The 25,593-nt window shown below is 68.4% G+C and carries 22 protein-coding genes and 8 pseudogenes; 14 read left to right on the top strand and 16 right to left on the bottom strand.

Going from position 1 to position 25,593, the window contains the following annotated elements; all coding sequences use genetic code 11:
- Positions 1-827 precede the first annotated feature (827 nt).
- From ACWD4A_RS25125 to ACWD4A_RS25165, 9 genes and pseudogenes are all read right to left on the bottom strand, one after another.
- Positions 828-995 (bottom strand): annotated as a pseudogene (locus ACWD4A_RS25125) (DUF397 domain-containing protein); the annotation flags it as partial.
- Positions 965-1,189, bottom strand: coding sequence for a hypothetical protein (locus ACWD4A_RS25130; protein WP_451197362.1), 225 nt, complete (start codon positions 1,187-1,189; stop codon positions 965-967). The pseudogene ACWD4A_RS25125 and the gene ACWD4A_RS25130, both read right to left, overlap by 31 nt.
- Before the next feature lie 335 nt (positions 1,190-1,524).
- Positions 1,525-2,568, bottom strand: coding sequence for a serine hydrolase domain-containing protein (locus ACWD4A_RS25135; RefSeq protein ID WP_451197364.1), 1,044 nt, complete (start codon positions 2,566-2,568; stop codon positions 1,525-1,527).
- An 84-nt stretch (positions 2,569-2,652) separates the two neighbouring features.
- Positions 2,653-3,762, bottom strand: coding sequence for a glycosyltransferase family 4 protein (locus tag ACWD4A_RS25140; RefSeq protein ID WP_451197365.1), 1,110 nt, complete (start codon positions 3,760-3,762; stop codon positions 2,653-2,655).
- On the bottom strand, positions 3,759-4,295 hold the full coding sequence (locus ACWD4A_RS25145; protein ID WP_451197366.1) for a dCTP deaminase: 537 nt from the start codon (positions 4,293-4,295) through the stop codon (positions 3,759-3,761). Before ACWD4A_RS25145 ends, ACWD4A_RS25140 begins: the two co-directional genes overlap by 4 nt.
- On the bottom strand, positions 4,292-4,831 hold the full coding sequence (dcd, locus tag ACWD4A_RS25150; protein ID WP_451197368.1) for a dCTP deaminase: 540 nt from the start codon (positions 4,829-4,831) through the stop codon (positions 4,292-4,294). The genes ACWD4A_RS25145 and dcd overlap by 4 nt, the downstream gene beginning before the upstream one ends.
- Complete coding sequence (locus tag ACWD4A_RS25155; protein WP_451197370.1) at positions 4,828-6,069, bottom strand: bifunctional metallophosphatase/5'-nucleotidase; 1,242 nt, start codon at positions 6,067-6,069, stop codon at positions 4,828-4,830. Before ACWD4A_RS25155 ends, dcd begins: the two co-directional genes overlap by 4 nt.
- A complete protein-coding gene (locus ACWD4A_RS25160; protein WP_451197391.1) occupies positions 6,066-7,382 on the bottom strand; it encodes a UDP-N-acetylglucosamine 1-carboxyvinyltransferase in 1,317 nt (438 codons plus the stop codon). The genes ACWD4A_RS25155 and ACWD4A_RS25160 overlap by 4 nt, the downstream gene beginning before the upstream one ends.
- Positions 7,383-7,577: 195 nt before the next feature.
- Positions 7,578-8,060, bottom strand: coding sequence for an ATP-binding protein (locus ACWD4A_RS25165; RefSeq protein ID WP_451197372.1), 483 nt, complete (start codon positions 8,058-8,060; stop codon positions 7,578-7,580).
- A 265-nt stretch (positions 8,061-8,325) separates the two neighbouring features.
- Between ACWD4A_RS25165 and ACWD4A_RS25170 the strand changes: the two genes are divergently transcribed.
- The 8 genes and pseudogenes from ACWD4A_RS25170 to ACWD4A_RS25205 all read left to right on the top strand — a co-directional run bounded on the left by ACWD4A_RS25170 (position 8,326) and on the right by ACWD4A_RS25205 (position 15,777).
- On the top strand, positions 8,326-9,189 hold the full coding sequence (locus tag ACWD4A_RS25170) for a helix-turn-helix domain-containing protein (RefSeq protein ID WP_451197373.1): 864 nt from the start codon (positions 8,326-8,328) through the stop codon (positions 9,187-9,189).
- Positions 9,186-9,416 carry a DUF397 domain-containing protein gene (locus ACWD4A_RS25175; protein ID WP_451197374.1) on the top strand — a complete coding sequence of 77 codons (231 nt, stop codon included), beginning with the start codon at positions 9,186-9,188 and terminating at the stop codon, positions 9,414-9,416. The genes ACWD4A_RS25170 and ACWD4A_RS25175 overlap by 4 nt, the downstream gene beginning before the upstream one ends.
- 240 nt (positions 9,417-9,656) lie before the next feature.
- Positions 9,657-10,772: an ISL3 family transposase gene (locus tag ACWD4A_RS25180; protein ID WP_451197375.1), complete on the top strand. Its 1,116-nt coding sequence runs from the start codon at positions 9,657-9,659 to the stop codon at positions 10,770-10,772.
- Positions 10,751-11,176, top strand: a complete 426-nt coding sequence (locus ACWD4A_RS25185) for a hypothetical protein (protein WP_451197376.1) — start codon at positions 10,751-10,753, stop codon at positions 11,174-11,176. Before ACWD4A_RS25180 ends, ACWD4A_RS25185 begins: the two co-directional genes overlap by 22 nt.
- Before the next feature lie 55 nt (positions 11,177-11,231).
- A complete protein-coding gene (locus tag ACWD4A_RS25190) occupies positions 11,232-12,932 on the top strand; it encodes a hydroxysqualene dehydroxylase (RefSeq protein ID WP_451197377.1) in 1,701 nt (566 codons plus the stop codon).
- A 667-nt stretch (positions 12,933-13,599) separates the two neighbouring features.
- A pseudogene (locus ACWD4A_RS25195) lies at positions 13,600-14,223 on the top strand (TOTE conflict system archaeo-eukaryotic primase domain-containing protein); the annotation flags it as partial.
- A 46-nt stretch (positions 14,224-14,269) separates the two neighbouring features.
- Positions 14,270-15,247, top strand: a pseudogene (locus tag ACWD4A_RS25200) (DEAD/DEAH box helicase family protein); the annotation flags it as partial.
- Between the two features lie 422 nt (positions 15,248-15,669).
- Positions 15,670-15,777 (top strand): Lsr2 family DNA-binding protein, encoded by a 108-nt coding sequence (locus tag ACWD4A_RS25205; RefSeq protein ID WP_451197393.1) that lies wholly within the window; start codon positions 15,670-15,672, stop codon positions 15,775-15,777.
- Between the two features lie 1,045 nt (positions 15,778-16,822).
- Here the strand turns inward: ACWD4A_RS25205 and ACWD4A_RS25210 are convergent.
- On the bottom strand, positions 16,823-17,044 hold the full coding sequence (locus ACWD4A_RS25210; protein WP_451197378.1) for a hypothetical protein: 222 nt from the start codon (positions 17,042-17,044) through the stop codon (positions 16,823-16,825).
- 234 nt (positions 17,045-17,278) lie between these two features.
- Between ACWD4A_RS25210 and ACWD4A_RS25215 the strand changes: the two are divergent.
- Positions 17,279-17,329 (top strand): annotated as a pseudogene (locus tag ACWD4A_RS25215) (hypothetical protein); the annotation flags it as partial.
- A gap of 22 nt (positions 17,330-17,351) precedes the next feature.
- Here the strand turns inward: ACWD4A_RS25215 and ACWD4A_RS25220 are convergent.
- Complete coding sequence (locus ACWD4A_RS25220) at positions 17,352-17,915, bottom strand: ISAs1 family transposase (RefSeq protein WP_451197380.1); 564 nt, start codon at positions 17,913-17,915, stop codon at positions 17,352-17,354.
- A 57-nt stretch (positions 17,916-17,972) separates the two neighbouring features.
- Positions 17,973-18,221, bottom strand: a pseudogene (locus tag ACWD4A_RS25225) (IS6 family transposase); the annotation flags it as partial.
- 96 nt (positions 18,222-18,317) lie between these two features.
- On the opposite strand from ACWD4A_RS25225, the gene ACWD4A_RS25230 reads away from it, so the two are divergent.
- Positions 18,318-19,982, top strand: coding sequence for an IS1182 family transposase (locus ACWD4A_RS25230; protein WP_451197381.1), 1,665 nt, complete (start codon positions 18,318-18,320; stop codon positions 19,980-19,982).
- On the opposite strand, the pseudogene ACWD4A_RS25235 reads toward ACWD4A_RS25230, so the two are convergent.
- Positions 19,967-20,488: pseudogene (locus ACWD4A_RS25235) on the bottom strand (IS6 family transposase); the annotation flags it as partial. The gene ACWD4A_RS25230 and the pseudogene ACWD4A_RS25235 sit on opposite strands and share 16 nt — an antisense overlap.
- A gap of 513 nt (positions 20,489-21,001) precedes the next feature.
- Between ACWD4A_RS25235 and ACWD4A_RS25240 the strand changes: the two are divergent.
- The 3 genes from ACWD4A_RS25240 (at position 21,002) to ACWD4A_RS25250 (ending at position 23,060) form a co-directional block, all read left to right on the top strand.
- Positions 21,002-21,247 (top strand): hypothetical protein, encoded by a 246-nt coding sequence (locus ACWD4A_RS25240; RefSeq protein ID WP_451197383.1) that lies wholly within the window; start codon positions 21,002-21,004, stop codon positions 21,245-21,247.
- A gap of 390 nt (positions 21,248-21,637) precedes the next feature.
- A complete protein-coding gene (locus ACWD4A_RS25245; RefSeq protein WP_451197384.1) occupies positions 21,638-21,772 on the top strand; it encodes a transposase in 135 nt (44 codons plus the stop codon).
- A 52-nt stretch (positions 21,773-21,824) separates the two neighbouring features.
- Positions 21,825-23,060 (top strand): transposase, encoded by a 1,236-nt coding sequence (locus ACWD4A_RS25250; protein WP_451197386.1) that lies wholly within the window; start codon positions 21,825-21,827, stop codon positions 23,058-23,060.
- Here the strand turns inward: ACWD4A_RS25250 and ACWD4A_RS25255 are convergent.
- Both ACWD4A_RS25255 and ACWD4A_RS25260 read right to left on the bottom strand, forming a co-directional pair.
- Positions 23,034-23,678 (bottom strand): hypothetical protein, encoded by a 645-nt coding sequence (locus tag ACWD4A_RS25255; RefSeq protein WP_451197387.1) that lies wholly within the window; start codon positions 23,676-23,678, stop codon positions 23,034-23,036. The two genes, ACWD4A_RS25250 and ACWD4A_RS25255, sit on opposite strands and share 27 nt — an antisense overlap.
- 47 nt (positions 23,679-23,725) lie before the next feature.
- The gene (locus tag ACWD4A_RS25260) at positions 23,726-24,619 is read right to left on the bottom strand and encodes a transposase domain-containing protein (RefSeq protein ID WP_451197389.1); all 894 of its coding nucleotides are present in this window, start codon (positions 24,617-24,619) and stop codon (positions 23,726-23,728) included.
- Between ACWD4A_RS25260 and ACWD4A_RS25265 the strand changes: the two are divergent.
- Positions 24,502-24,953: pseudogene (locus ACWD4A_RS25265) on the top strand (ISAzo13 family transposase); the annotation flags it as partial. The gene ACWD4A_RS25260 and the pseudogene ACWD4A_RS25265 sit on opposite strands and share 118 nt — an antisense overlap.
- A gap of 144 nt (positions 24,954-25,097) precedes the next feature.
- On the opposite strand, the pseudogene ACWD4A_RS25270 reads toward ACWD4A_RS25265, so the two are convergent.
- A pseudogene (locus ACWD4A_RS25270) lies at positions 25,098-25,459 on the bottom strand (hypothetical protein).
- Between the last annotated feature and the right edge of the window lie 134 nt (positions 25,460-25,593).

Here is a 25,593-nt window from a genome sequence, read left to right on the forward strand (position 1 = left end):
GGAATCTCTGAGTTCGCGATCGAGGGCGCCCCCGTATTTCTCAAGTGCCCGTGGCCCGGACGAAGCGCAGACCGTTCAGGGCGCCGTAGCCTCCGTCGGCATGAGAGGAGGAAACCTGGCATTCGAGTGCTCGGCCCTTCGACGGCGCTGTCATCGGTATTGGGGGAGTGGGCAGTTGACCAGAGGTCCTGTCCCCGGAGACTGACTATTGCCACTGAGAGAGGGCTCGCGGCGGCCCTGTTGCTCCCTTCAGCCTGGGCGGAGCTTCTGGTTGGGAGAGGCGGTTGGAAGGCTTTGAGTTGTGAGGCTCACAGCCTGTTTCCCCTGGTGGGTGTGGTGACTTGTGAGGCTGTGAGCTGTGAGTAGCCTCGCGACGGATGGCACTCTGGCCACGGTATGGCCAACCCCTTTGGTGGTGTTCCGGGCGGGACCACGCCGGGCAGCACTGCTGGTTGCGGGTGTGATGACGGTGCTCTCGACGATGAGCGTCCGGCGCATCGACCGGGACAGCGCCGTATTCGTCGTGTTCTTCGAGCTCCTGGCGGGGTATAAGCCGGTCAGGCCCGCGCACGAGGCCCTCGCGTTCAGCAGCTATTTCTCGAGCAATTCCACCTGTTCCTCGTTCCGCTCCTCCTCACGGCAGCGGAATCCGCCCCATGGCTCAGATCGTGTTCGTTCCTGACGGTCCGCCCGGAGCGGTGATGCAGGGGGGAGAAAGCAGTCCTATGCATGGCCAGCGACGAGGCATTGCGGGGAACCTATGCTGATTGATATGTGAAACCACCTCCAACGATAGGGAAGGGGGACGGGCCTGCAGGTTGGTGGGGTCATTCCGTGAAACGGTCGAACCTTCCGGCCTTCACGCGATCTAGGAGTGCAGCAAGGATGCCTCGCTGTACGGTAGCAGCCATATTCGGATTATCGCTCTCGCGTATGAGGATCTGATTGCCTGATTGGGCGATCTCTACGCAGTCCTCTCTGTCGGCCCCGGAGGGGGAGGATTTCTGTCAATGGATCTTTGTGCTATTTCTGCGGTCTTTCGCAGGTCTCGGGCTATGCGGTGGATGAACTGCCTTGATTCTTCAGTGCCAAGTGCGGCCCGTTCGGTAATGTTGATTAGCTCTCGATATCTCTGAAGCTCCGCCCCGGAGCTCAAGGAGCGGCCGCCGAAAGGCGTATCGATGTGCACGGTGTCGAGCTGAGGGGCTGGCGCACCGGCATAGAGCGCCAGTTTTTGTTACCTCGATGAATTCCTCGCTGCTGAATGGGATGACTCGGGGCAGCTGGCCCATGGGTGTCGGCACTGTGACGCGCTCCAGGTGTAATTTCCTGGTCCACGCGGAGGACTTGGGCCGGGGCACTTTCCATGGGGCGGTGGGTATGGACACGCTGCTGGCCGCCAGTTGTCCGGTTCTGGAGTGGCAGGTGGTTGTTTACGATTTCGATGGCGGTGCCATCGCCATCGACCAAGAAGAGTGAGCCCGGTGGCTTGGGATCTTGGCTGGCCGGGGCATGGTTGCAGTGTCAGTTGAAGGCAAGTTCGCGGAACCGGTTGCGGGTCTTGGCAAGGTGCTGCCGGTCGCGCGTGTAGTAGAGCTTGTTCGTCAGCAGGACTGCCCAAGTGCCCTTTTTGGGTGAGATCCACATGCCGGTCCCGGTGAAGCCGTAGTGCACGTAGGTGCGATCGGCGGGGTCGGTGCCGGGTGCGGGGTGCCAGAAGAGACCGCGCGCGGGCTCCAGGGTGCCGGTCTGGACGGTCAGGGACTCCTCGACCCAGTTGGGCCCGAATCCGGGGGCTGACGGCGCGGAGGCGGGGTCGAGCATGTACTGCAGGAAGCGGGCGAGGTCGTCGAGGATGGAGAAGGCGCCGGCGATGCCGCAGATGCCGCCGAGGAGGCGGGCGGAGAAGTCGTGGGCGGTGCCCTTGAGGTGGCGACCGGTGTCCTCGTCGAGCTCGGTGGGCGCACAGCGGGCTGCCAGGCCGGGCGGCAGCACTCCGAAGCGGGTGTGGGTCATGCTCAGGGGCTGCCAGATGCGGCTCTGGGCGAGCTGGTCGAGGCGCTGGCCGGAGAGGTGTTCGGCGAGGTAGCCGAGAATGAGTGCGGCCCGGTCGGTGTACTCGACGGCTGCGCCCGGCGGCCGGTGCAGGGCCTCGTGGAGGACCCCGGTCCGGATGGCGGCCGGGTCAGTTCCGTAGAGGTTCTTCAGCTGGGCCCGCAGTGGTACACCGGCGGTGTGGGTCAGCAGCTGACGAGAGGTGACATGGCCGAGCGGATGGCCGGTGACCTCGGTCCAGAAGCCCTCAAGAGGCTCGTCGAGCGGGAGGGCACCGTCCTCCCAGAGAGCGCCGACGGTGGACCAGACTGCGAGGATCTTGGTGAGGCTCGCGACGTCGAAGACCGTGTCCGGCCGCATCGGGGTGCCCGGCTCGGTGGGGTCGAGGGTGCCGGTAGTCCCTCCGGTCTTGGTCCCGGAGGCGTCGCCAATGGCCCACACCGCGCCGGGATAGACCTGGTCGCGGACACCGTCCGCTACGAGCTGCTTGATCCGGTCGGTGCTGTCTGCCATGGAGCGTCTCCGATGTCGCGGTGCGGGCCCGGTTCGTCAGCGTAGTGACTGTGCCGGGCCCGGGCGGGGAACACAGCGATGCGGTCAGCTGATTCGGTGGCCGAGTTCGGCCAGGGCCTTGGCGGTGGCACTGAGCGGGTAACGGGCGGCATTGTTCCGCCCTGCTTGCTGTAGGGCGGCCAGCAGCCTTGGGGTGGTGCGGAGCCGGTCGATGTCGCGGGCAAGGGCGGCGGGGCGGGTGAAGTCGGTGCTGGTTCCGGAGGCGGCGAGGGTCTCCATGAGGCCGGGGACGGGCTGGTAGAGCACGGGGAGGCCGCAGGCTTGGGCTTCGAGGGTGACTAGGCCCATGGCCTCGAGGGTGGTGGAAGGCATGACGAGCAGGTCGTGGTCGGCGAAGGTTCGCCACAGCTGCGGCCGGGGAAGCCAGCCGAGGTAACGGACCTTGACCCCGGACTGCCGCACCGCGTGGGTGAGATTGTGGAACTGGTCGTGCGGGGCGGCGATGCTCAGCTCGACGCCGGTGACGGCCGCCAGGGCCCGCAGCAGGTTCCCGGCGCCCTTCTCCTGCGTGAGCCGCCCCGCGTACAGCAGCCGGAACGGGCCGCCGGACGCCTGGGGCGGCCTGCGCGGTGGGCGGGTCAGAAGCCGGTCGGGGACGCCCCAGGGGATATGGGTGATCTTCATGCGGTCGGTGGTGGGAGCGGTTCGCAGGAGCCGGTCGGCCATGGCCGCCGTCGGCACGACGATGGCGTCGGCGAGCCGAATCGTGTGGGTGAGGACCTGGTGCTGGTCGCGGTGGGCTTCGGCGAAGAGCAGGTCAGTGCCGTGCACGAGGGCGATCCGCGGGTGCTTGGGCAAGGCTCGGATCAGCGCGGGGGTGGCGCCGAAGGCGAGGTGCTGGAGGTGTAGGACGCCGATCTGGTCCGGGGCGAGGGCTTCGGTCAGGGCCCGCTGGAGGGCGGCGACGTAGCGGTGGAAGGCGGGGCCTTCCAGACACTTGCCGACGACCGGCAGCAGACCGAGGCCGGCGGGTCGGCGGGGGCGGTGGCCGATGGGGGCCAGCATGAAGGGCCGGGCTGGTATTAGCGGGCTGGGGCCGGTGTAGAGGTCGAGGAAGAGTTCGACGCTGCCGCCGGGGCTGCCTGCGGGCAGGTCGAGGGCGGTAGCCACCAGCGGGCCGGTCGTGGTCGTCATCGGGGGCCTCCGGTGATCTCGGTGTAGAGGCGGGAGATGTCGATGCCCTCTGTGGCCGCGTATTTCGCCCCGGGCCTTTGGTAGCTGGCGCGGTCGCCTGAGGTGGCGAGGAAGATGAGCTTGCCGAAGGACATCCGCGGGTAGACCCGCACCGGCTTCGTGACGCGGATCTCCAGGGTCCAGCGGATGGCGTGTCCCACGTGGCCGAGCGGTGCGGAGACGTGCACCCAGATCCCTAGGGAGCCAGTGGTACGGTCGCCGTTGAGCATCTGCGCGTATGTCTCCGACCCGGTCCGCTCGTACGTCATCCCGAGGTAGAGCACCCCGGGCTCGAGCACGGTCCCGGCGGCCGGGATCACGGTTTCGGCGAAGGCGGTGGGGCGGGCGGCGTCGAGGTGGCCGTCGCAGATCCGTAAGGTCTCGCCCAGGCGCCAGTCGTAGGCGTTGGGGGAGAGCCGGTCCGCCTCGAAGGGGTCGATGCTGATCTCGCCCGTGGCGACGGCGGTGGCGATGGCGGGGCCGGTGAGGATCATGAGGCCGCCGCCTGGGTCGGCACCGGGTCCTGCCAGGCCCGGGAGGGTTGGGGGCCGAGGGAGCCCTGGTACTTGCCCGTGTAGAGGTCCACGGGTCCGGCGGCCACGAAGAACATGACCTGTCCGATCTCCATGCCTGTGTACACCCGCAGTGGGCGGACGGGAGTGAGCATCAGGGTCCACTGGCCGTGGAAGCCGATGTCACCGATCGGGGCAGTGATCTCGACGAACAGCCCGAGTCGGCCGACGCTGGAGCGGCCGAACAGCAGCGGTACGAAGCGATCGGAGCCAATCTGTTCGAAGGTGTGGCCGAGGTACAGCTCGCCGGGCTCAAGGACGTAGCCGTTGTCGCCGATGGTGATCGTCGTGGTGGGGTTGGGGCAGTGGGCGTCGATGACGGCCGTGGTGTAGGTGACCAGGGTGGCACCGAGGCGGACGTTGTAGCTGTTGGGGTTGACCTGGTCCGCGTCGAAGGGTTCGATCCGTAGCCGCCCGTCGAAGGCGGCAGCGGTGATCTCGGGTCCGGTCAGGATCACGGCAGGGGCCTCTCGTTCGCGGCGGTGGAAGGGGAGCCCGTCAGGACGTGGCGGACAGCCTGGCCCAGGGACATCCCGGCCCGGTGGGTTCGGCCGCCGAGGAAGTTGCTTGCCAGGAAGTCCGTGGTCAGCACGGTGCGAAGCCCGAGCGGCAGCGGGTCCGGTGCGATGGCGAGCGGGCCGACCCGCTTGGTCAGGTAGGCGGTCAGGCCGCCGGGGTCGTGGAGGTAGGCGCCGGGGACGCGCGCGTACGCAAGCTGGTTGGCGAACGGCTCGACGGCCAGCAGGTCACCAAAGGTCAAAACTATGCCCAGCTGTTGGGGCCGCAACACGGTGTCGTTGAGGACCACGGCGTCGGCTTCCAACCCGCTCCGGAGTCGGCGAGTGACCTCGGTCAGGACCTGGTGCCGGTCGAGCACGGTACCGCGGTAGGACTCGGAGGTGAGCCCCAGCGGGGCGGTTAGTTTCTCGCGCACGGCGCTGATCTGCTGGACGACGGGGGCCAGTTCCCTCGGCACGACGGCTGGACTCGTGGGAAAGGTGTAGGTGTGGGCGGCCCAGCCGGTGCCGACCGGTTCGGTCAGCGCGTATCCGGCGCCGAGCTCGCCGCCCTTGACCACGAGGGTGTCGCCGACCGGCTCGGGCGCGTAGTGGTTGCTGTGGCAGTGCCCGGCGAAGATGACGTCCAGGAACGGGCACTCGGCCGCCAGGCCCAGGTCCTGCTTGAAGCCGGAGTGTGACAGCAGCATCCACGCGTCTGCCTGGTGGTGGTGAGCCAGCATCAGCTCCCGCAGGGCCCGCACAGGGTCGGTGACCCGCTGCCCCTGGCGCTGGTGGGCGGGGATGTCCATGAAGGCGTCCGGGCCGATGACGGCGGTGACGGCCACGCGTCGGCCACCGACATGGAAGGTCCGCAGGCGGCGGAAGAGCGGCTGTCCGCTGCCTGCGCCGACGGCGTTCGCGCAGACCGTCAGCGGGTGGAGCTCGGGCTCGAAGTGGTGGAGCCAGCCATGGTTGCCCGGAGCGAGTACGTCGTAGAGCCTGGCAAGCACGCCGCGTTCGATGGCGCCGCCCGCGAGCCGGTAGTAGCCGCTGCCTTCGAAGAAGTCGCCGCAGTCCGCGATCAGTGACGTGGGCCGGGCTAGGTGGAGGTGGGCGAGCATGCCGTTGGGGGTCTCGAAAGCGGAGTGGAAGTCGGTGGTCACCACGATCCGCTCCAGCACACGTGCGGTGGTCATCGGGCGACCTCGGCGAGGTCGGCGCCGAGGGCGCGGAGCTTTCCGGGCAGGTCCGCGTGACCTCGCCGGAGCTGGTCGAGCCCGGCCAGCGTGGTAACGCCCCGGGCCGTGAGGGCGGCGATCAGCAACGCGGAGCCGGTGCGGATGTCGGTGGCCTCCACTGTGGCGCCGGTCAGTCGCTGAGGGCCGGTCAGGCGGCACCGGGTCGGCGACAGCTCGTCGATCCGGGCACCGAGCCGGGCGAGTTGCGGCAGGAGGTTGCCGTGGCGGCCAGGGTTAATAGAGTCGCCGAACAGGTGGGTGCCGGGCAGGCCGAGGGCCAGGGCCATCAGTGCGGGTTCGAAGTCGGCGTCCAGGCCGCTGGGGGCGAGGGAGGCAATGGCTCGCACCGGGCGACCAGTCAGTTGGGCGGTGGGGTGCACGGTGATCGCCTCGGGCGCGACGGTGACCGGGATGCCGGCCTGGGCCAGTAAGTCGGCCAGGAGCCGAACGTCCGGCCCGCGCAGGCCCTCGATCCGCCCGGAGCCGCCGGTGGCCGCGAGGGCACAGGCCAGGGTGCCCGCCTCGATCTTGTCGCCGGGCACCCACCAGTCCAGGTTGCCGCGTGTGCTGTCCGTCGGCGGGCCGAGGGTGATCTTCTCCTCGCTGGCATGGACGTCCCAGCCTGATTCCTGCAAGGCGGCCAGGAGGGTGCTTGTCTCGGGCGAGAGGTTCGGATTGCCTAGTATGAGGCGGCAGTTGGCGACGACGGCCCGGAGCGCGGCGGCGACGGTCACCCCGCGCGAGCGGAACGGCAGGGTGAGCATGACCGTGCCGAGCCTGCGGCCGGACGCCGTGACGACGTAGTGGTGGTCGTCGGCCTGCACGGTGTCGCCGAAGGTCTCGTACACCCGGAAGTGCTCGTCCATGCCCCGATCGCCGATCTGGCAGCCTCCGGGCCACGGCACCCGCGCGGAGCCGTGCGTGGCTAACAGGGCGGGCACCAGGTAGTAGGAGGCCCGGATGCGGGCGGCGTCGGCCAGGTCCGGGGTGGACGGGCCGAAGGCACCGGGCCACAGGATCAGGCTGCCGGGCTCACCCACGGGATTCGAGAGGCGGAAGCCGGTCTGCTCAAGCAGGCCCAGCAGGGTCTGCACGTCCGCGCTGGTAGGCACGTTGCTGAGCTTCACATGCAGTCCGGTGGCTGCGGCGGCGGCCAGCAGGGGCAGACAGGCGTTCTTCGAGCCGTCCACCGTCACGGCGCCGGTCAGCGGGTGGCCGGGGCGGACGGTGAGTGCGTGGGGAACAAATGTGGCAGGGGAGGTTGCGGGCAGTGTGGTCACTGAGCCTCCTTGGTCAGGGGATCCCTGGGAATGTCCTGAGGCGGGCCCGGCCCGGGAGGACCGGGCCCGCCGATGGCGCCGTGAGGGGAGGAAATCCTGCGCCCGCCGCACTCCTTGTCAGGGCAGGGTGCGGCTCGGCGGGCGGCGATGCCTCTGCGGGAACATGCCGCCGCCCGTCGACGTGCTCTACAGCGGCAGCAGCACCGTCACGGTCTTGCCGCCCCCGTCCTCATCGCGAGGGATGCTGGTTCGGCCGCCCGCCTCGGCGGCTAGCACCTCCACCAGGTGCAGGCCCCGGCCTCCGCTACCGTCAAGCTGCGGGGCTTCGACTCGGCGGGGCATCCGCGGGTCGCGGTCGTGGACTGCGACCATCAGGTGCCGGCAGTCCATGCCGAGATGGACATCCGCCCGGGCAGAGACTTCGGCGGCATGGCGGACGGTGTTGGTGACTAGCTCGCTGACGGCGAGCACGGCGGTCCCCACCACCGCGGCCCCGGGCCGCAGGCCCCACAGGCAGAGCTGGGCGGCGACTTCGCGGCGAGCTGCTGGCACGGCGCCCGGGGTGGTCGGGACGGAGAAGCGCAGCGAGCGGTCGGTCACCGCCGTCACCGGATCGCCGTCGGATTCGTCCTTCGGTCGTTCGCGCCGTTGGCCTGGCACCACATGCATAGCCGGGGCTCCTTCCGTCCGAGGCGGTATCCGCGCGCACGCCAGCCGCCGACGATCAGCGACAGCCGGGCTACGGATTGTGAAGCGCCCTCAGAATGGCCCTGTGCACTTCTCTCACGCAAGTGCGTGGAACAAGTGGGCATATGCCCGTCGGGCAAAGCTGCTGTATGGCGTCAAATGCCTGTACGGCGGTAAGAGTTGGCACTGTTAGGGCACACTTGCGTACAGCAACCTGCCGTACGCGGGGGAGCGTCAAGGAGGGGTGATGGCCACGGCCAGCGGACCGACCGTACGCAAGCGCCAGCTCGGAGCCGAGCTGCGGAGGCTGCGCGAGAGCGCGGGCAAGAGGATCGAGGACGTCGCCGAGCACCTGGAGTGCTCGATGTCGAAGATCAGCAGGGTGGAGACCGGCCAGGCCCCGATCAAGGCCCGGGACGTGCGCGACCTCCTCGCCTGGTTCGGCGTCGAGGACCCCGTTCAGGTGGAGGCCGTGATGCAGATCCACAAGGACGCCCAGCAGCAGGGCTGGTGGGCCCACTATGAGGAAGTCCTGCCGTCTGGTATGGCCACCTACGCCGGACTGGAGTCCGACGCGGTCGCCCTTCGCGCTTACGAGCCGATATTCGTCCACGGCCTGCTGCAGACCGAGGACTACGCGAGAGCCGTGATCGCGGCGGTGCGGCCGGGCGAACCCGGGGAGGTTGAGCGGCTGGTCCGCTTCCGCATGCAGCGCCAGGACCTGCTCTCGCGCTGTCCTGATCCGCTGGAACTGTGGGTGGTTGTCGAGGAGGCCGTCTTGCGGCGGCCGGTTGGCGGGAAGGAGGTGATGGCGGCCCAGATTAAGCACCTCATCCATGCCGCCGCCCTGCCGAACGTGACGATCCAGGTCATGCCGACCGCCAAGGGCGCCCACGCGGCCATGGCCGGGACGTTCGCACTGCTGGAGTTCGGCACGAAGGCACCGACCGTGGTCTACGTCGATTCGATCGCCGGAAACGTGTACCTGGAGAAGGAACGCGATGTCCGTAAGTTCATCCAGACCTTCGACCTCGTACGAGCCGCGGGGCCTGATCCGCAGGAGACCTCCGCCATCCTGGAAAACATCGCAAGGGAGATGCAGAAGACATGAGCACGAACGACAGGCAGCCGACTGGCGCAGTTGACCTGAGCGGCGCCTGCTGGCGCAAGAGCAGTCACAGCTCCGGCAACGGAGCGTGCGTCGAAGTCGCTGCAGTCGACGGCGTCGTCGCCGTCCGCGACTCCAAGGACCGCAGCGGTCCTGTCCTGCGGTTCCGCCCCGATGAGTGGGCTTCCTTCCTCGGCGATGCAGCCGAGGAAGACGTCCCCCACATCTGACCGGCACAGTCTGCCGACGGCAGTGAGAGCGAACCGGTCCGAACGAGACACAGTCGCTCGGATCGGTCACCAGGAATCAACTCTGCCCCGCCCGGTCGATCGGCAACCGTCATCTGCCCTGGCACAGAAGACTCGGTTGGGTGCTGATGGGATCTCCGAAAAATTGGCTCTGACGCGATTGCGTGAATCCCCAGGTCAGCGGCGGGAACGCAAGATCGTTTCTTCGTGGTGTTGTCCTCCGTGACAGTCAACGTGGTCGAGGATGTGCTGTTCGCCGGGCTGGGTGTGCGAGTGGAGCGTGTCAGCCAGGCTCTGGACGGGCTCGTGGTGGAGGCAGCGTCCACGAGCCGGCCGAGCCGGTGCCCGGACTGCCGACGCCGTGCAGGACGGGTGCACAGTTCGTACCAACGCCGTCTTGCCGAACGCCCGGTGGGCTCCCAGCGCGTCGTGGTTCGGCTCCGGGTCCGGAGGTACTTCTGCGACCGGAGGAACTGTTCGCGGAAGACGTTCGCCGAGCAGATCGACGGTCTGACCGAGCGGTACCGCCGCTCCAGCGTCGGGCTGAAGACATGGCTGCGGTCCATCGCGGCCGAACTCGGCGGCCGCGTCGGCGAACGCCTCTGCCGACGGTTACGGCTGGCTGCTGGCCGGACCCGGCTGCTGGATCTGCTGGAGGCGCCCCCGGTGCCGGAACGGGCTCCGCGGGTGCTGGGCGTCGACGAGTTCGCGTTCCGCAAGGGCTGCACCTATGGCACGATCCTGGTCGACGTCGAAGCTGGAACGGTGGTGGACGTGCTGCCCGACCGCACCTCGGAGACGTTCGCCGATTGGCTGCGGCAGCGCCCCGGGGCCGAGATCATCTGCCGGGACCGGGCCTCCGCCTACACCCGCGCGGTCAAGGAGGCCGCTCCCGGCACCCTGGAGGTTGCGGATAGGTGGCACTTGCTCCAGAACTTGTCCGCCGCGGTGGAGAAGACCTGCCATCAGCACCGTCCCTGCCTGCGCAAACGCGCTGATGAAGAGCCCGGGAAGAAGCCTCCGGAGCCGAAGCCCGTCGAGCTGCCGCCGCACGGGCTGCCCAGCACCCAGATGATCGAGCGGACCCGCCACCGATACGCGGACATCCACCGGCTCGTGGACGTCGGCTGGTCCGTCAGCGCCATCGCCCGCCGCCTCAATCTGGACCGCAAGACGGTCCGGCGCTTCCGCGACACCGACCTCGACGAGTTCCTCGCCTCCGCAGCCGCCGGCGCCCGAGAGGAGTCCTGGAGCCGTTCAAGCCCTAACCCATCCGGGCGGACATCCCCAGCCCTCGCAAAATCACCTCATGGATCATGCGGCCCCGCGAAACCCTGACCGAGAGCCAGGAGGAACGGCTGCTTCAAGTCCGGCTGGCCTGCCCGGACATCACCCGGGCCTGCGACCTCGCCCGCACCTTCGCCGACCTCGTCCGCCACCGGCGCGGGCACCTCCTGCTGGAGTGGATCCGCCAGGCCGAACAAGACGCCCCCAAGCCCATGAGCGGCTTCGCCGGCTTCCTCCGCCGCGACCTCGACGCCGTCACGGCGGGACTCACCCTGCCTTGGAGCTCAGGCGTGGTCCTTCTCACCGGGCATCCTGGTCCGCTCGATCGGTGGAATCGGTACAGAATCTGGCCATCCGTCGGGCTGTCGCTGCGTAGCGTCCTGCGGCAGGTGAAGTCGGAGGCTGGGAGGAAACATGGTCGCAACCCCGAAGACGAGGCGGATTCCGCGGCGTAAGGTACTTCGCTACGGGGCCATGGCCGCCGGTGCCGTGAGCCTGGGTACCCGCCCCGTGCGTCCTGCATGGGGTGCGGCCCGTGGGCGCCGGGTCGCTGTGTTCGGCGCGGGTGTCGGCGGTCTGACCGCCGCCCACGAACTCGCCGAGCGTGGATTCGAGGTGACCGTTTACGAGCGCCGTGCCGTGCCCGGAGGCAAGGCACGTACCCTCTACGTCCCGCACAGTGGCACCGGCGGCCGCCGTGACCTGCCCGGTGAGCACGGGCACCGGGGCGTGTTCGGCTTTTACCACAATCTGCCGGACACTCTGCGTCGTATCCCGCGGCCGGGCGGCGGAACCGTCTTCGACAACCTCGCTCCCGTGACCTGGATCGAGCTCGCCCGCTCCGGCAGCCGCGCCAACACCCCGCTTCCTGTCAGAGCTGAGCCCTTCGCCTCCCGGGGAGTGAACCTCACCGACGCTGCTTTGCTGGTCAACACGGTCGCCGGGATCCTCGACGAAAGCCTCCATCTCCCACTCACCGAAACCCTCTTCCTCGCCAAACAACTCGTGATGATGTTCACCAGCTGCACCGAGCGCCGCTTCGGGCAATGGGAGTACGTGGACTGGTGGCACTACATCCAGGCCGAGAAGATGTCCCCCGACTACCAGCGGATCTGGGGCGGCGGAGCCCAGATCCTTGCAGCCTTCAAGCCCACCGCCGCCAGTGCCCGCACCATCGGCCAGGGCGCCGAGGCAATCTTCTACGACCTCCTGGGACGCGGCAGTGACGGTCCCGCCGACCGTATTTTCAACGCCCCCACCAGCGAGGCCTGGATCGACCCCTGGCTCACCCATCTGCGCTCCCTGGGCGTCCGCTTCGCCTTCGGCTGGTCGATCGAAGAACTCGAACTGCGCAACGGCCGGATCACCGCGGCCCGAGCCCGCACCTCCGACGGCATCCCAGCCCGCATCGACGCCGACTGGTTCGTAGCGGCCATCCCGTCCAACCGTGCGGCGCAGTTGTGGAACGCGGCGCTGCGCGCAGCAGCCCCGAGCCTTGCCGCCATGGACCGGCTTCAGCAGACCTGGTCCAACGGTATCCAGTACTTCCTGCGTCATCCCGCTCCCGTCATCCCCGGCCACATCGCCCACATCGACTCTCCCTGGAAGCTGGTCTCCATCAGCCAGTCCAAGCTCTGGCACGCCTCGTTCTCCCGCACCTGGGGCGACGGCGAGGCACAGGAATCACTCTCCGTGGTGATCTCCGACTGGGACACCCCCGGCCTCCTCTACGGCAGGCCCGCGCACAAGTGCACCCGGGCCGAAGTCGCCCGCGAGGTGTGGGCCCAGATGCAGGCCCACCTGAACAAGAACGGCAAACACGTACTGGACGAGGCCATGGTGCACTCGTGGTACCTGGACGAAGCGATCACCGAGACAGACAACGGGCTGCACAACGACGACACCTTCCTCGTCAACAGCACCGGCTCCTGGGACCTCCGCCCCGAGGCATCCACCGCCATCACCAACCTCTTCCTCGCCGCCGACTACGTCCGCACCCGCAGCAACCTCGACTTCACCTCCATGGAAACCGCGAACGAAGCAGCACGCCACGCCGTCACAGCCCTCCTGGCGGCAGCGGGCGCCTCAGAAGCATGCCCGGTCCCAACATTCCGGGGCTACGAAGCCCCGGAATTCACGGCGGCCAAAGCCGTGGACCGCAACCGGTGGCAGCACGGCCTGCCTCACATCCTCGACACCGAACACCACTGAGCGACTCTGTCCGGGACCAGCACACCACTCGCGGCAACTTCCGCAACTGGGCCCGCCTGACCGCACACACCCAAACCGCCCTCCAGAACACCGGCCGCACCCGTGGCGGCCAAGAGGTGCTGCGCGGGGGCCTCCAGCACTCACGGCGCGGGCGGCTGGACTGCATCACTGCTCGCACGGCGATCTTGTAGTTCGGCGGTGGCCCGCCCGGGTCCGAGGTCGGCGAGCCACACGTGGCAAGGGATCGAGGCCGCTGCCAAGCGGTTCGGGGAAGTTGATGGAGAAGAGCGGGGCCCCGCGTAGGATGGACGCTGGCCAGGACAACGTCCTTGCGCGAAGGAGCCCGACGGCCCCCGGCCCGAACTCTGGACTCCTGCCGGTCGTTGGTCTGGGCGTGACGACTGCGGAGCTGGAGCCTGCCCGTCTCCCTCTCTGCGCCATCCCCGACAGGCGGAAGGCCACTGACGAAGTCATGTGGGATCCCGGAGAAAACGGCCCCACCACGGAGATGAATCCGGATGATGGAAGCGTGGAGGACTGGCACGACTGCAACGACCCGGCCGAACTGCGCATCCGGCTCGAAGTGGCGCTCGAGGAGAACGCCGAACTCCGCGCGGGGCTCGCCGAGGTGCGCATCGAGAACCTGCGCTTGCGCACCCGGCTGGGCATGCCCGCCGACGACACCTCGCGGGCGCTGCCCCCGGTCCCCGAGCCTCCGGCACCAACGGTCACTTCGCAGGATGGGCATAGCCTGCCGTACGCGGACGCAGCCTCCGCTGCGGAGACGAAGATCGCTCTGTTCCGAGCCCTATTCGCCGGCCGTGAGGACGTGTACGCCACCCGCTGGGTGAGCGCGAGAACGGGCCGGACGGGCTGGAGTCCTGCCGAGGACAACCCCTTCGCCAAGAACAAGAACGACACCGAACGGGTGTTCTGACCCTTGACTGACAGAGCCATCTACAACCACCTCTCGCGGCCCGAACCCGGCACGCGGGAGGTCCACCTCGGTCTCTACCCGCTACTGGCCGATGACACCTGCCGACTCCTGGCAGCCGACTTCGATGGCAAGGACGCCAGCGACTGGCGTCGTGATGCCGCCGCCTACACCTCTGCCTGCCACGCCGCCGGTGTCCCCGCGCTGGTGGAGGTCTCCCGCTCCGGGGCCGGTGCACACGTGTGGACCTTCTTCACCGCCCCCGTCACCGCGGCCACCGCCCGCGCGCTGGGCATGGCGCTGCTGCGCCGGGCGATCGACGCTCGCGGGCAGATGACGCTGTCCAGCTACGACCGGCTCTTTCCCGCCCCTCCTCCCGACGAACGCCAGGGGCAACGCCCGGTTCGGCAACCTGATCGCGCTCCCGCTACAAGGCGTCTCCCGGCTGAAGGGCACCACGGTCTTCGTCGACCCGCAGTCCTGGGAGCCCTACCCGGACCAGTTCGCATACCCGGCCCAGGCCGAGCGGCTGTCCCCGGCCGAGCTCGAGGCGCTCGTCGGCAATCTGGGCGAGGACAGGGCGGGTCCGTCGGCGACCGCTCCGGTCCTGCCGCCCAAGCCCCGACGGCGTTCCCTGGGCAGGGCTCCCGGCCTCGTCGTGGCACGCCTGTCGGCGATGCTCGCCCTCTCCACCAAGGGCCTGCCGACCGCCTTGCTCGCCGCGCTCAAGCACACGGCGTCGTTCCACAACCTGGAGTTCTACCGCCGCCAGAGCCAGCGGTACTCCACCTGGGACACCCCGCGCATGGTCTGCTCCTTCGACGCCACCGACCCCGACTGGCTGAAGCTGCCGCGCGGCCTGGCGGACGAGGCGGCCCAACTCGTCGCCGCAGCCGGCAGCACGCTCTCGGTCACCAGCGAGCTCCCGGACATCGCACCGATCAGCGCCCGCTTCACCGGTGAGCTGACCGATGTGCAGCGCCACGCGGTCGACGCGGTCAAGAAGCACCTCAGCGGCGTGCTCGTGGCGCCCCCGGGATCGGGTAAGACGGTCATGGCCTGCGCACTGATCGCCCACCACCACAAACCGACAGCGATCATCGTCAACCGCTCGGAGCTGCTGTCCCAGTGGCAGGACCGCCTGGCCACGTTCCTCCAGCTCGGAGCAGGCCAGGTCGGCTCCCTGGGCGCGGGCAAGGACCGCCGCGGCCACGTGGTCGACCTGATCATGCTGCAGACACTCAGCCACCGCGACGCCCCCGACGGCCTGCTGGACGGCTACGGACTCATCGTGGTCGACGAGTGCCACGCCGTGGGCGCCCAGGGCGCGGAAGCCGCAATCCGCAAAGCCCGCGCCGAGCGGTGGATCGGCCTGTCGGCCACGCCGTACCGGGCCGACCAGATGGACCCGCTGATCACGATGCAGTGCGGCACCATCCGGCACGAGATCGCCGACACCAGCGCCTTCACCAAGTACCTCGTCGTCCACCCGACCTCGTTCACCACCGACGAACCAGGCAAAGACGGCGCCTCCTACCAGGCCATCTACACCGAACTCGCCACGAACCCCGACCGCAACACCCAGATCGCCGCCGACATCGCCGACGCCGCCCGGCGCGGACGGCACAGCCTGGCCCTCACCAACCGCGTCGAACACCTCCACCAACTCTCCACCACCCTCGCCGCACACGGCATCAAACCGCTGCTCCCGGCCAGCTGCTTCAGCCGCCTTCCTGCCCTGCCATCCCCGCCCGCCCTCGACCGGATCCCTCGTCATCGGCAGCGAATCCGCCCGTGGCCGAGATGCGGCAGTGGGCTAAGGAGCAAGGCACGGACGTGCCTGACCGAGGCCGGCTCCGCAGTGACATCCGGGACGCCTGGCACGCGGCTCACGCCCAAACCGCCAGCTGATCCACCACCCCACGAAGACACCATCGCACGCCGGCAGCCTGGTGGTAGGGCTCGAGATGCCGTCTGCCATCCCCGTCGGGCGCCGCAGCGCGATGCGGACAAGAGCCGGCAGAGGTCCGGGCCCGGTCGAACTGCCCGGTCTTGGCGGCACCTGGCCGACTACCGCCAGATTCAGCGTGACGCGCGCCACGTTCCAGTGGTGATGTCCTGGGTTATCCGGCCAGCGGGGCAATGATGCTCTGGGGCTTCTCGCGACCGGGACGGCATACTTGTGGAAGCGGGGCCGCAGCAGTCGGCGGCCTGGCCGTTCGCGCCCGAGGGGCAGAGCGCCACTTGGGCCGGTGCAGAAGGGGATACTGATCCCAAGAGCATGTGCCGACGACCCGCTGCGGCGACGAGCGGCCTGCGGAGCCGGCGATCTCTGACAGTCAGGCCTTCGAGCATCAACGCGCAGGGCATGGGCGTCAGTTGTCGTTTGGGAGCCCATAGGGCCGTTGGAGGAGGTACGCCCGAAGGGCGCCCACACCCCGCAGGGTGTGGGCGCCCTTCGGGCGTACCTCCTCCAACGGCCTCAGTGGTTTCTTCCATCAGCGCATCCAGCTGTGCGTCACCGAGCTCGCCCATTGTTGCCGCCTCACCTTTCCGACAGCCATCTCCCGGGTATCCGGAACCGTGTGCCGGACCTTGCCCCAGCCAGGCGACCGGGCGCAGACGGACCGACACGGACCGCGCCGCCGGCCACCGCCCAGTCCGCAACCATTCAACAACTTTGTCGCTTTTTCAACAATCCGTGCCTATCTGGTCATTTTGCGAAGATAATGGTTACATTCCAGGTGTGGGCCCCCGTGGCAGTCCGCGACAGCAGCGAAGCCTGTGCGGCGGCTCCGTGAGGGCCACTGCTGCGCCGTACCGGGACAACGCCCCCCCCGGTACGGCGCCCGGAGGGCCCCTGGCACGGCCTCAACCCCCGGCGGTCACGTGCCAGGGTCCCTCACCTCCCAAAAAGGGCGCGCTGCCAGCGCACCGAGCCCGCAGTCCCGCACGGTCACGTGCGGCGCGAAGTCCCGGTCGCCGCGAGAATATTGCGCACCTCGGTGACGCTCACACCGGCCCGTCCGGCAATAGGGGCGGTCGGTACCCCGTCCCGGCAGGCAGCCACGATCGCCATCGTCAGGTTCCGGCGCGCCGCCACCAGTGCCTCCTGCACGGCGGCGAGCTCCGCGGCCGCCGCCTCCAGCACGTTCTCCTCGCTCGTCATACCGTCCATCGCGCCAGCGCGCCCAGTGAGGACGGTACGGTGAGCGTGTTCCGGCCTACGGTCAAAAAAGGGGTGCCAGCATGGCGGGCGAAACGCTGGTGACGGTGGCGGGCAACGTCACCTCCGACCCGGAACTGCGCCATAGCGCCTCCGGCATACCCGTGGTCGCCTCCACCCCGCGCGTCTTCGACCGCGACCGCAGCGAATTCACCAACGGCCAAGCTGCTGTTCCTACGCTGCTCACTGTGGCGACAGGTCGGCGAAAACGCCGCACAGTCCCTCAGCAAGGGCATGCGTGTCATCGTCACGGGCCGCCTCAGACAGCGCACTTTCGACGACAGGGAAGGCCAGCGCCCAGGGCCTCGGCAAAGTTGTTCACGTGAGGCCGAGCATGGCCAAGGGACGGGTGTAGTCGCGGGAGTCGTGGCGGAGGGCTCCGGCGATGTTGGTGGCTCCGGCCAGACGGCAGGGCGGTGCTGATGGCGAGGTTGCGGAGGGCGGCCATCGCTCTGGGGCCGTTGCCGGTGCGGACCTGTGAGCGATCCTCGTCGAAGGTGACGTCCCGGACCCAGTGGAGGCGGTTCTTGATGCCCCAGTGCCCGCGGACGTAGGCGCCGAGGTGGGCGGGGCCGGCCCGGTGTGCCTTCAGGCTGGTGATGCCGTAGACGGTCTCGGTGTGTTTGGGCCGTCCGTCGAGGTGGCGGGTGGTGCGGCGGATCCGGAAGGCCTGGGCCGCATAGGGGAAGCGGAGACCGGCCGGGACGGTGACCGCGAGGATGGCGCGGTGCTCGCGGCGTCCATGGCTCCGGTCCCGCTCCCGGGCCCGGCCGGGGACATCGGCCCAGGGCAGCGCGCTGAGCTGGGCGAACGGCGTTGTCACGTTGGTGGTGGGGGTAGGTGCGTTGGGGCGTCTTGAGGGTCGGTGGTGGCACCTCGGTCAGATGACCGCGGGTGCGCCGGTGATGGTCTTCCAGACGCTGAGCCGGTCAGCCATCTTGCTCCGATAGTCACTTGCTGTGATCAGGTGCCGTCGGGGCCTGAAGTGCGGCGAGATCGAGCTGAACGCGGACAGGAACCTCTAGGCCGAGCCCGGGGAGAGGAGGCGTTTCATCGCTCTCTCGCGCTGCCTGACGGGCTGATGGGAGTTCTCTGCGCGGTTCAAGTACTTGGAACTGCGGTGAGCGACTTCGTCGGGGATCTTGAGAATCCTCGGCGGATGGGTGTGATCAACCGGCAAGCTCGACTCGGTTTTGAAGGTGAACGACCGTCGTTGAGGTGTCTGGTGTCCGTCCGTCCCCGCTCCGGTGTGCAGATTCCCGCTCTGACTGCGCAGGTTGCCCGCGCGGGCAACCCCCGCGGGACGACGGCGATGTGGGTACGCGACCGGCTGGACGGACTATGGCGGGACGAGGACTTCGAAGCCTGGTACTCGCGTGACGGACGCCCCGGGTTATCGCCCGCCCAGCTCGCCACCGTATGTGTCCTGCAGTTCCTGCTGAACCTGTCGGACCGGCAGGCGGCAGAGGCGGTGCGCTGCCGCCTCGACTTCAAATACGCCCTCGCGCTGGAACTGGACGATCCCGGCTTCCACCACAGCGTGCTGGGCGACTTCCGCGACCGCCTCGCCAAGGACGACCGCGCCGACCAGCTGCTCGACCTCGCGCTGGAGCGGCTCAAAGCGGCCGGCCTGGTCAAAGCGAGGGGCCGTCAACGCACGGACTCCACCCACATCCTTGCCGCCGCCCGCGAGCTGACCCGGCTGGAGCTGGTGCTCGAAGCGGTCCGTGCCGCCGTGGAAGAACTCGCCCGCACCGACCCCGACCTCCTGGACGGACTGGTGACCGCCGAGTGGGGCGAACGCTACGGGCGCCCGGTCCGCATGTGCAGCCAGCCCAGCCACCCCGTCACCCGCCTCACCCAGGCCGGCACCGACGCGGCCGACCTGCTCACCCGCTTCCAGCGGCACCGGCCCGGCCGCCGCCCGGGCTCGCAGCTCGAAGCTCTGCGCCAGATCATGGTGCAGCAGTTCGTCGTCGATGCCCGAGGCCGGCTGCGGCCGCGCTGTGAGAAGGACGGCCTGGTTCCGGCGAAGGTGCGGATCGAGTCGCCCTACGACGTGGAGGCGCGCTGGGTCCGCCGTGGGAACACCCGGTGGACCGGCTACCTCGCGCATGTGACCGAGACCTGCGACGACGGCCGTGTCAATGTGATCACGGATGTGGCCACTGTGGTCTCAGCCGCGGACAGCCAGGCGCTGCCCGCCATCCACGCCCGCCTCAAGCGGCGCCGTCTGCTGCCCGCCCAGCACCTCGTCGACGGCGGCTACACCTCGGCCACCGGGTTCGACGCGGCCGCCCGCACCCACAAGGTCACTCTCGTCGGGCCACTGCCCGCGAACAGCTCCCAACAGCGCGCGACGGACACCGGCTTCGCCCGTGAGAACTTCATCATCGACTTCGACCGACGCGAGGTCACCTGCCCCAACGGCCAGGTCAGCGGCAACTGGAACGAGCCTCCGGCCGTGGCCCCTTATGCGGTCGTCCGGTTCGACAAGCGGCAGTGCCAGCCATGCCCCGAAAGGTCCCAGTGCACCCGCGGTGCGGCCCGGACGGTGAACTTCCTGCCCCGCCGCCTGCACGAGCTCCAGGCCCGCAACCGCGCCGACCAGCGCGATGACCAGTGGAAACAGCTGTATGCCTCCCGCTCCGGCGTCGAGGGGACCGTGCACGAACTCGTCACCGGCCACCGAGCCCGCCGCTGCTGCTACCACGGCACCGCCAAAACACACGTCCAGCACGTCCTGACCGCGATCGCCATCAACATCGAACGCCTCAGCGAACAAGAACCCGAGAACTCCACCTACCGCCCACGCCCACCCACGGCCTTCCAGCAGTACCTCGCCACCCGAGGGCTACCTCGGCCCCTGTGGTGGCGCCAAGGCAAATGACCTTCGAACCTCAAGATCCCCGACGGAGTCGCTCGGTGTTCGACCGGGGGCATCACCTCGCGGTGCGCGGCGCCGTAAGAGCGGAGCTTGTCGGTCACGATCACCCGGAGCACGTACGCACAGTCCTTGAGGAGGCGGCGGAAGAACCGCCTGGCAGCACGGGCGTTGCGCCGGGGCTGGACAAGGATGTCGAGAACGTTGCCGTCCTGGTCGACGGCCCGCCACAGATAGTGGATCTTCCCGTTGATCCTGATGAAGACCTCGTCCAGGTGCCACTTGTCGCCCGGCCGCGGACGACGCCGGCGCAGCCGGTTCGCGTACTCCTGCCCGAACTTGAGACACCAGCGGCGCACCGTCTCGTAGGAGACCTCAACACCCCGCTCGAGCATCAGCTCCTCGACCTCGCGGAAGGACAGCGGGAAGCGGAAGCACAGCCACACACAGTGAGAAATGATCTCCACCGGGTACCGGTGCCCCTTGTGCGACGGCACGTCCTCGGACTCCACGACCGGCCCCTCCCGCGACGACCATCTCACGCAGACCCGCCAACGTGACAAAGCTGGGCCCACTGCTCACTCAACTCGGCTTTCTGGAACCGTAGTCCGGACACACGCTCGCGGATCACAGCCTCGCGGCGCTCCAACTCCTCGAGCAAGGACACCATCACCCCACCCCCTCACCGAGAAGGTAGAAGCAGCCAGCACCCCCGATCAGTCCGCTCAGGCAAACACCCAGGTCAGCCAGTCACTCGAAACGAACCGGACCCCAAAGGGTATAGCTCCTGCACCCATCTCGAAAGCTGAGAACGCATCAGCTTTGCCGTAGGAGTCATCTCAGACCCACCGCACCCCCAGCCGTATGCGCAGCCGACTTCGTCATCGCCTTCACCGCACGGTCCAGGGTCGGGCAGCACCATACGCAGACCCACACGAGTGAATCATGTGACCTCGCGCAATGAGGTCGGCGAAACGTGGTACGCATGTCATATTCTTATATTTTTCTAGATTTGGGAGATATGGATGCGTAAGGCAATTGGTCGCTATCTGGTTGCTGCCGCAATGGCCGCAACGGCTGTCATCCCGCTCGCAGGCATGGCCGAAGCTGCCCCGAACACCCCGGCCGTAGTCACAGGTGAGCACTGCGGTGACCAGGACTGCAGGGAGCACAGCGACTGGCCCGGCCGTGACCACCGGGAAAGCCGCAACATGTTCGAGGGCCTGAATTTCCTCAACAACATCCTGAACTTCGGCAGCTCCAACTCCTGACAGGGCAGAGTCCGCTGCTGCTGCGGAGGGTAGGCGAGAGCAGAACCGCTGCAGCAACTCAGAACGGCAGCAGCCTCACAACCGCTCTGCCCTTCCCCGGACCGGAGGTGACGTCCAGTCCGGGGAAGGGCTCGGGTGAGGCGCCCCCCGGAGTGACTCTGCTGGCTAATTCACATGGGCTGCTGCGGTGATCGTCTTGGCCGTGGGGCCGTGCTGATGGGTGTATGTCCTTTGGGTGGGGGTGGTCTGCGGTGTCGATGTGGCCGAGGCCGGGTTGTGAAGTTCCGGTGCTGACGGCTCGGGTGGTGCATGCGGCCTTTCCGAAGGGCTGCCTGCCTGGCGATGCGGATGCGGGAGGTGCTCGGAGAAGCGTTCGCCGACGCTCAGTTCATGGAGTACTTCGCTGTGCGTGGGCATCCGTCGATCTCGCCGGCACGGCTGGCGGCTGTGCTGGTGCTGCAGTTCGCGGAGGGGATGACGGACCGCCAGGCAGCTGACGCTGTGCGGGGCAGGGTGGACTGGTAGTGCTGCCTGTCGATGGAGTTGACCGGTCCGGGCTTCGATGCCTCGGTGCTCAGTGAGTTCCGCGCTGCTGCTCACGCGGATGCTGGAAGACCTGCGGGAGCACGGCCTGCTGGTGAAGGGCGGGCGTCAGCGCACGGACGCAACGCACGTTTTGGCGAGTATGCGGCTGCTCGAGCGTCTGGAGCTCACCACCGGGACGATGCGGGCCGCCCTGGAATCCTTGTCGGCCGCGGCCCCGGTCTGGTTGGCCGACCACGTCCGGCCCGCCTGGTGGGAACGCTATGGCCAGCGGGCGAGCGACTGCCGTATGCCGAAGGGAGAAGCAGCCCGTGCCGAGCTCGCGCTCACGGTGGCCTCGGACGGCTATGAGCTGTTGGACGTTGTCCACGCCGCGGAGGCGCCCGGATGGCTGCGGGAGATCCCCGCGCTTGGCGTCCTGCGGGCGATGTGGCTGCAGCAGCACTACCGCAGCCACGATGGGCCCCGCCTGCGGGGAAAGGGTGAACTACCGCCCGGGGCTGTGGCGATCAAGAGTCCGTACGAGGTCGATGCACGCTACGGGGGCAAGCGCGGTAGGGGCTGGAGCGGATACAAGGGGCACTTCACCGAGACCTGCGAGGCCGACCGGCCGCACGTGATCGTCCATGTCGCCACCACGCCGGCGACGACCTCGGACGTCGAGACGGTCACCGCACGACACACCGACCTCGCCGTAGCCGGCCTGTTGCCCGACCAGGAACTCGTCGACGCCGGCTACGTGAGCGTGGACCATGTCCTGGCCGCCCGGGCACTGCACGGAGCCGAACTCATCGGCCCGCTGCCACCGGACTCCGCCTGGCAGGCCCGCGACCCCGACGCCTTCGACCTCACCCGGTTCACCATCGACTGGGAACAGCGGAAGGTCGTCTGCCCCAACGGCGCCGTGAGCCGCGACTGGAAGTGCACCAGCAACGCGGACGGTCTGCCGGCCGTCCAGGCGACCTTCAAAATGCCCGACTGCGGACCGTGCCCCGACTGTCCCCGGTGCACCCGCTCGGCGACCGGCGCCCGGGGCCTGACCTTCCGTGCCCGCCTCAGCTGGAGGCCCAGCGTCGGATCCGCGCGGAACAGGGCACCGATGCCTGGCGCGAGCAGTACGCCATCCGCGCCAGCGTCGAGGGAACGATGGCGCAGACGTCCAGCCGCTGCGACGCCCACCACGCCCGCTACCGAGGCCTGCCGAAGGCTCAAGACCGGGAAGTTTGAGTGCCGAGGGCAGTTGTCAAGTGGTTCGGTGAAGTTGATGTAGAGGGGTGGAAGTGTAGGTTCGCCATCGTCGTGTGTTCGGTCCGTGGTTGTGGTGATGGTTATGGCGATCTTCGCGTTGGGGATCGGGGTGTTTTTCCTGGTCGTGTTGTAGGCGTAGGTCGAGAGTGGGCGCTTGACGCGGCGGGGCTGGATTCTGGTGCGGCGGGGCCGGTTCGCGGGGGTGCAGGACGGCGTGACGGATCACGGGAGTGGGCCGGCACCCCTGACGTGTCGTGGTCCCGGTTGCGGTGATCACGGTGTGGCGGGCGGTGCGGATGGTGACGGCGAGCGAGATCCGGGACGGGGTGATCCCGGCGTGCAGGGCGGCGTCGACAACGATCTGCCGCGCGGCCTGGTAGACGACAAGCAGGCCGAACAGTTCCTGCTGGGCGTCGTCGGTGTGGTACGCGCGTAGCACGCGGTCCGCCCCGCGCAGCGTGATCTTCAGTCCGAAGTACGCGGTCTCCGCCTGCCACCTTCGGTGGTAGAGCTCGGTGAGTTCGGCAGCGGGGTAGCGCCGGTGATCCAGCAGCGTGGTGAACAGCAGCAGGCTCGTACTCGTCGTCGTGCCGTCGACGGCGAGGACTGTCACCGTGGCCTCGACGACGCGGATGGCCACGCCGGCGATCTACGGTGGGACCGTGCGCCGGTGGCGGCTCCACCTGCTCAGCCGGCCCGTTCATTGGTCCCGGTGGACATCGACAAGTAGGTGCCGTCGGGAAGGGTGTGCAGCACCGGTGGCTGCAGGTCGGCACTCATCCGCCACAGCAGTTGAGCTCCGGTGGCCGCAGCTGACCAGGCCAGCGCGAAGCCCTTGCTGCCCCGGTCGGCCAGCAACAGCATGTCTGGTTCCAGCGCCCGGCACAGTACCGTGCACTGGGACTCCTCGGCCTGGGACCACGGCCCGAGCACCGCGTCGATCAGTGTCCTGGTGCCGCACTCGACCAGTGCGGACAGCCGGACCAGGGGGAATCCGGCGACTCCGTTGGTCGCGGAGACCCGGCCGCAGTACGACCGGTTGGCCTCGCTGTCCGAGACCAGGATGCTCGTGCCGTCCCAGGTCACGGTCCGCAGCCCTCGCCACCATGATCCCGCCGTGTCCTCGGCTGCAACCGCGCCCTTCACCCGGTCGAACAGCTCGGACAGCGGTGCCGAGCCGAGTCGGCGTCGGGCCTGGCGCAATGCCGCCGCGGACGGGTCGACGTCGGGCATACCCGGCGCGGCGACCAGCGCGGCCCACACGTCGCCCCGATATCCGCACTCGCCGAACAGCGCCATGGCCAGCACAAAGTACACCACCACCCGCGACGGCAGCTTGCGTACCCGTGACGTCAATACGGCGTCGACCAGCTCGAAGGGAAGGTACTTGGTCAACTCGCCCAGATGGCCAGGAGCGAAGATGCCCTGGGCGACGGTCAGTGTTCGCGTGAGCGTGCTGGTGCCCTGGCAAACCGGTCCTCGGCCTCGACCGGGAGGCCCTGGCACACCCCGCCCTGACCGGCATGACCAGCACCGAACTCGCCGGCCTGTCCACGGCCCTGGCCCCGTACTGGCAGGCACTGCACGCACCGGACCACACCGCCTGGCGCGACGGCGGCACCCGGCGCCGGGCCCCGGGCGGCGGCCGCAAAGCCAAACTCGACCTGGCCGACCGTGTCCTGGCCACCGTGCTGCACCAGCGCCTTGGCCTGTCACCCGCCGTGCTCGCCCGCCTGTTTACCGTCAGCAAGGACACCATCCGCGAGGCTACCGGCGAGATCGGGCAGCTGATGGACCAGCACGGGCACACCCCCCCGGGCCCGTGGCGGCGCACCTGGGCACCCTCACCGGGCTCTTCGTCCACGCCGCCGCACACGGCGTCACCCTCACGCCACAGACGAAACCCACACCTTGATTCTTTACAAGCCCTAACTTCGCGGCATTGCGGTGGGTTGAGAGTTCGAACACCTCCCTCAACGGCACGGGAACCTCGTGCGTCGCGGACACCACCGCCCTCATCCGATCAGTGGCCAAGCTGAAAGAGGTTCAGTAAGGATCTTCAGCGTTGCTGCTTGAGGGTGAGGACGGCCTGGGTCATTGACGTGAGGCGGTTGGGGCTGCAGCGTGCTTTTCGGAAGAGGCGCCAGCACTTGAGGCGGGCGAAGGCTCGCTCGACCGGCGTCCGCAGTGCCGTTTGAAGGGGGTGCAGAAGGTTCCGCCGGCCCCTTCGTAGGCTTTGTCCGCGAGGACAGGGACCTTCAGCCGCTCACAGATGGTGATGGTTCGGTGGGTGCGGGCCGCGGTGATGTCCACGGTCCGGCCCGGCAACGCGGGTGAGAACCAGAGCAGTTCGCCTGCGGGCCCGGTGACGGAAGGCCGGAGTTTGCACCGACGGTCACCTTCACGGGTGACGATCAGCATCGTGACTCATTCGACGAGGGCGTGCGGCAGGTCGAGTGTGCAAGGATGGACAACCAACGAGGCCCTCTGGCTGCTGGGTTGGGAGGTGAGACATCCCGATCAACAGTCCGAGGGCCTCGCTTGTTACGGGCCCG

Source organism: Streptomyces sp. NPDC002537, assembly GCF_053594975.1.

Excerpts from the sequence above, each read along its gene's own strand:
- ACWD4A_RS25155 (WP_451197370.1), bottom strand. The coding sequence starts at position 6,069 with ATGACCACCGCACGTGTGCTGGAGCGGATCGTGGTGACCACCGACTTC.
- ACWD4A_RS25245 (WP_451197384.1), top strand. The coding sequence starts at position 21,638 with ATGGAGTACTTCGCTGTGCGTGGGCATCCGTCGATCTCGCCGGCACGG.
- ACWD4A_RS25140 (WP_451197365.1), bottom strand. The coding sequence starts at position 3,762 with ATGACGACCACGACCGGCCCGCTGGTGGCTACCGCCCTCGACCTGCCC.
- ACWD4A_RS25175 (WP_451197374.1), top strand. The coding sequence starts at position 9,186 with ATGAGCACGAACGACAGGCAGCCGACTGGCGCAGTTGACCTGAGCGGC.
- ACWD4A_RS25240 (WP_451197383.1), top strand. The coding sequence starts at position 21,002 with ATGCGTAAGGCAATTGGTCGCTATCTGGTTGCTGCCGCAATGGCCGCA.
- ACWD4A_RS25210 (WP_451197378.1), bottom strand. The coding sequence starts at position 17,044 with ATGGACGGTATGACGAGCGAGGAGAACGTGCTGGAGGCGGCGGCCGCG.
- ACWD4A_RS25145 (WP_451197366.1), bottom strand. The coding sequence starts at position 4,295 with ATGATCCTCACCGGCCCCGCCATCGCCACCGCCGTCGCCACGGGCGAG.
- ACWD4A_RS25165 (WP_451197372.1), bottom strand. The coding sequence starts at position 8,060 with ATGCATGTGGTGCCAGGCCAACGGCGCGAACGACCGAAGGACGAATCC.
- ACWD4A_RS25185 (WP_451197376.1), top strand. The coding sequence starts at position 10,751 with ATGCGGCCCCGCGAAACCCTGACCGAGAGCCAGGAGGAACGGCTGCTT.
- ACWD4A_RS25170 (WP_451197373.1), top strand. The coding sequence starts at position 8,326 with ATGGCCACGGCCAGCGGACCGACCGTACGCAAGCGCCAGCTCGGAGCC.
- ACWD4A_RS25135 (WP_451197364.1), bottom strand. The coding sequence starts at position 2,568 with ATGGCAGACAGCACCGACCGGATCAAGCAGCTCGTAGCGGACGGTGTC.
- ACWD4A_RS25205 (WP_451197393.1), top strand. The coding sequence starts at position 15,670 with ATGCGGCAGTGGGCTAAGGAGCAAGGCACGGACGTGCCTGACCGAGGC.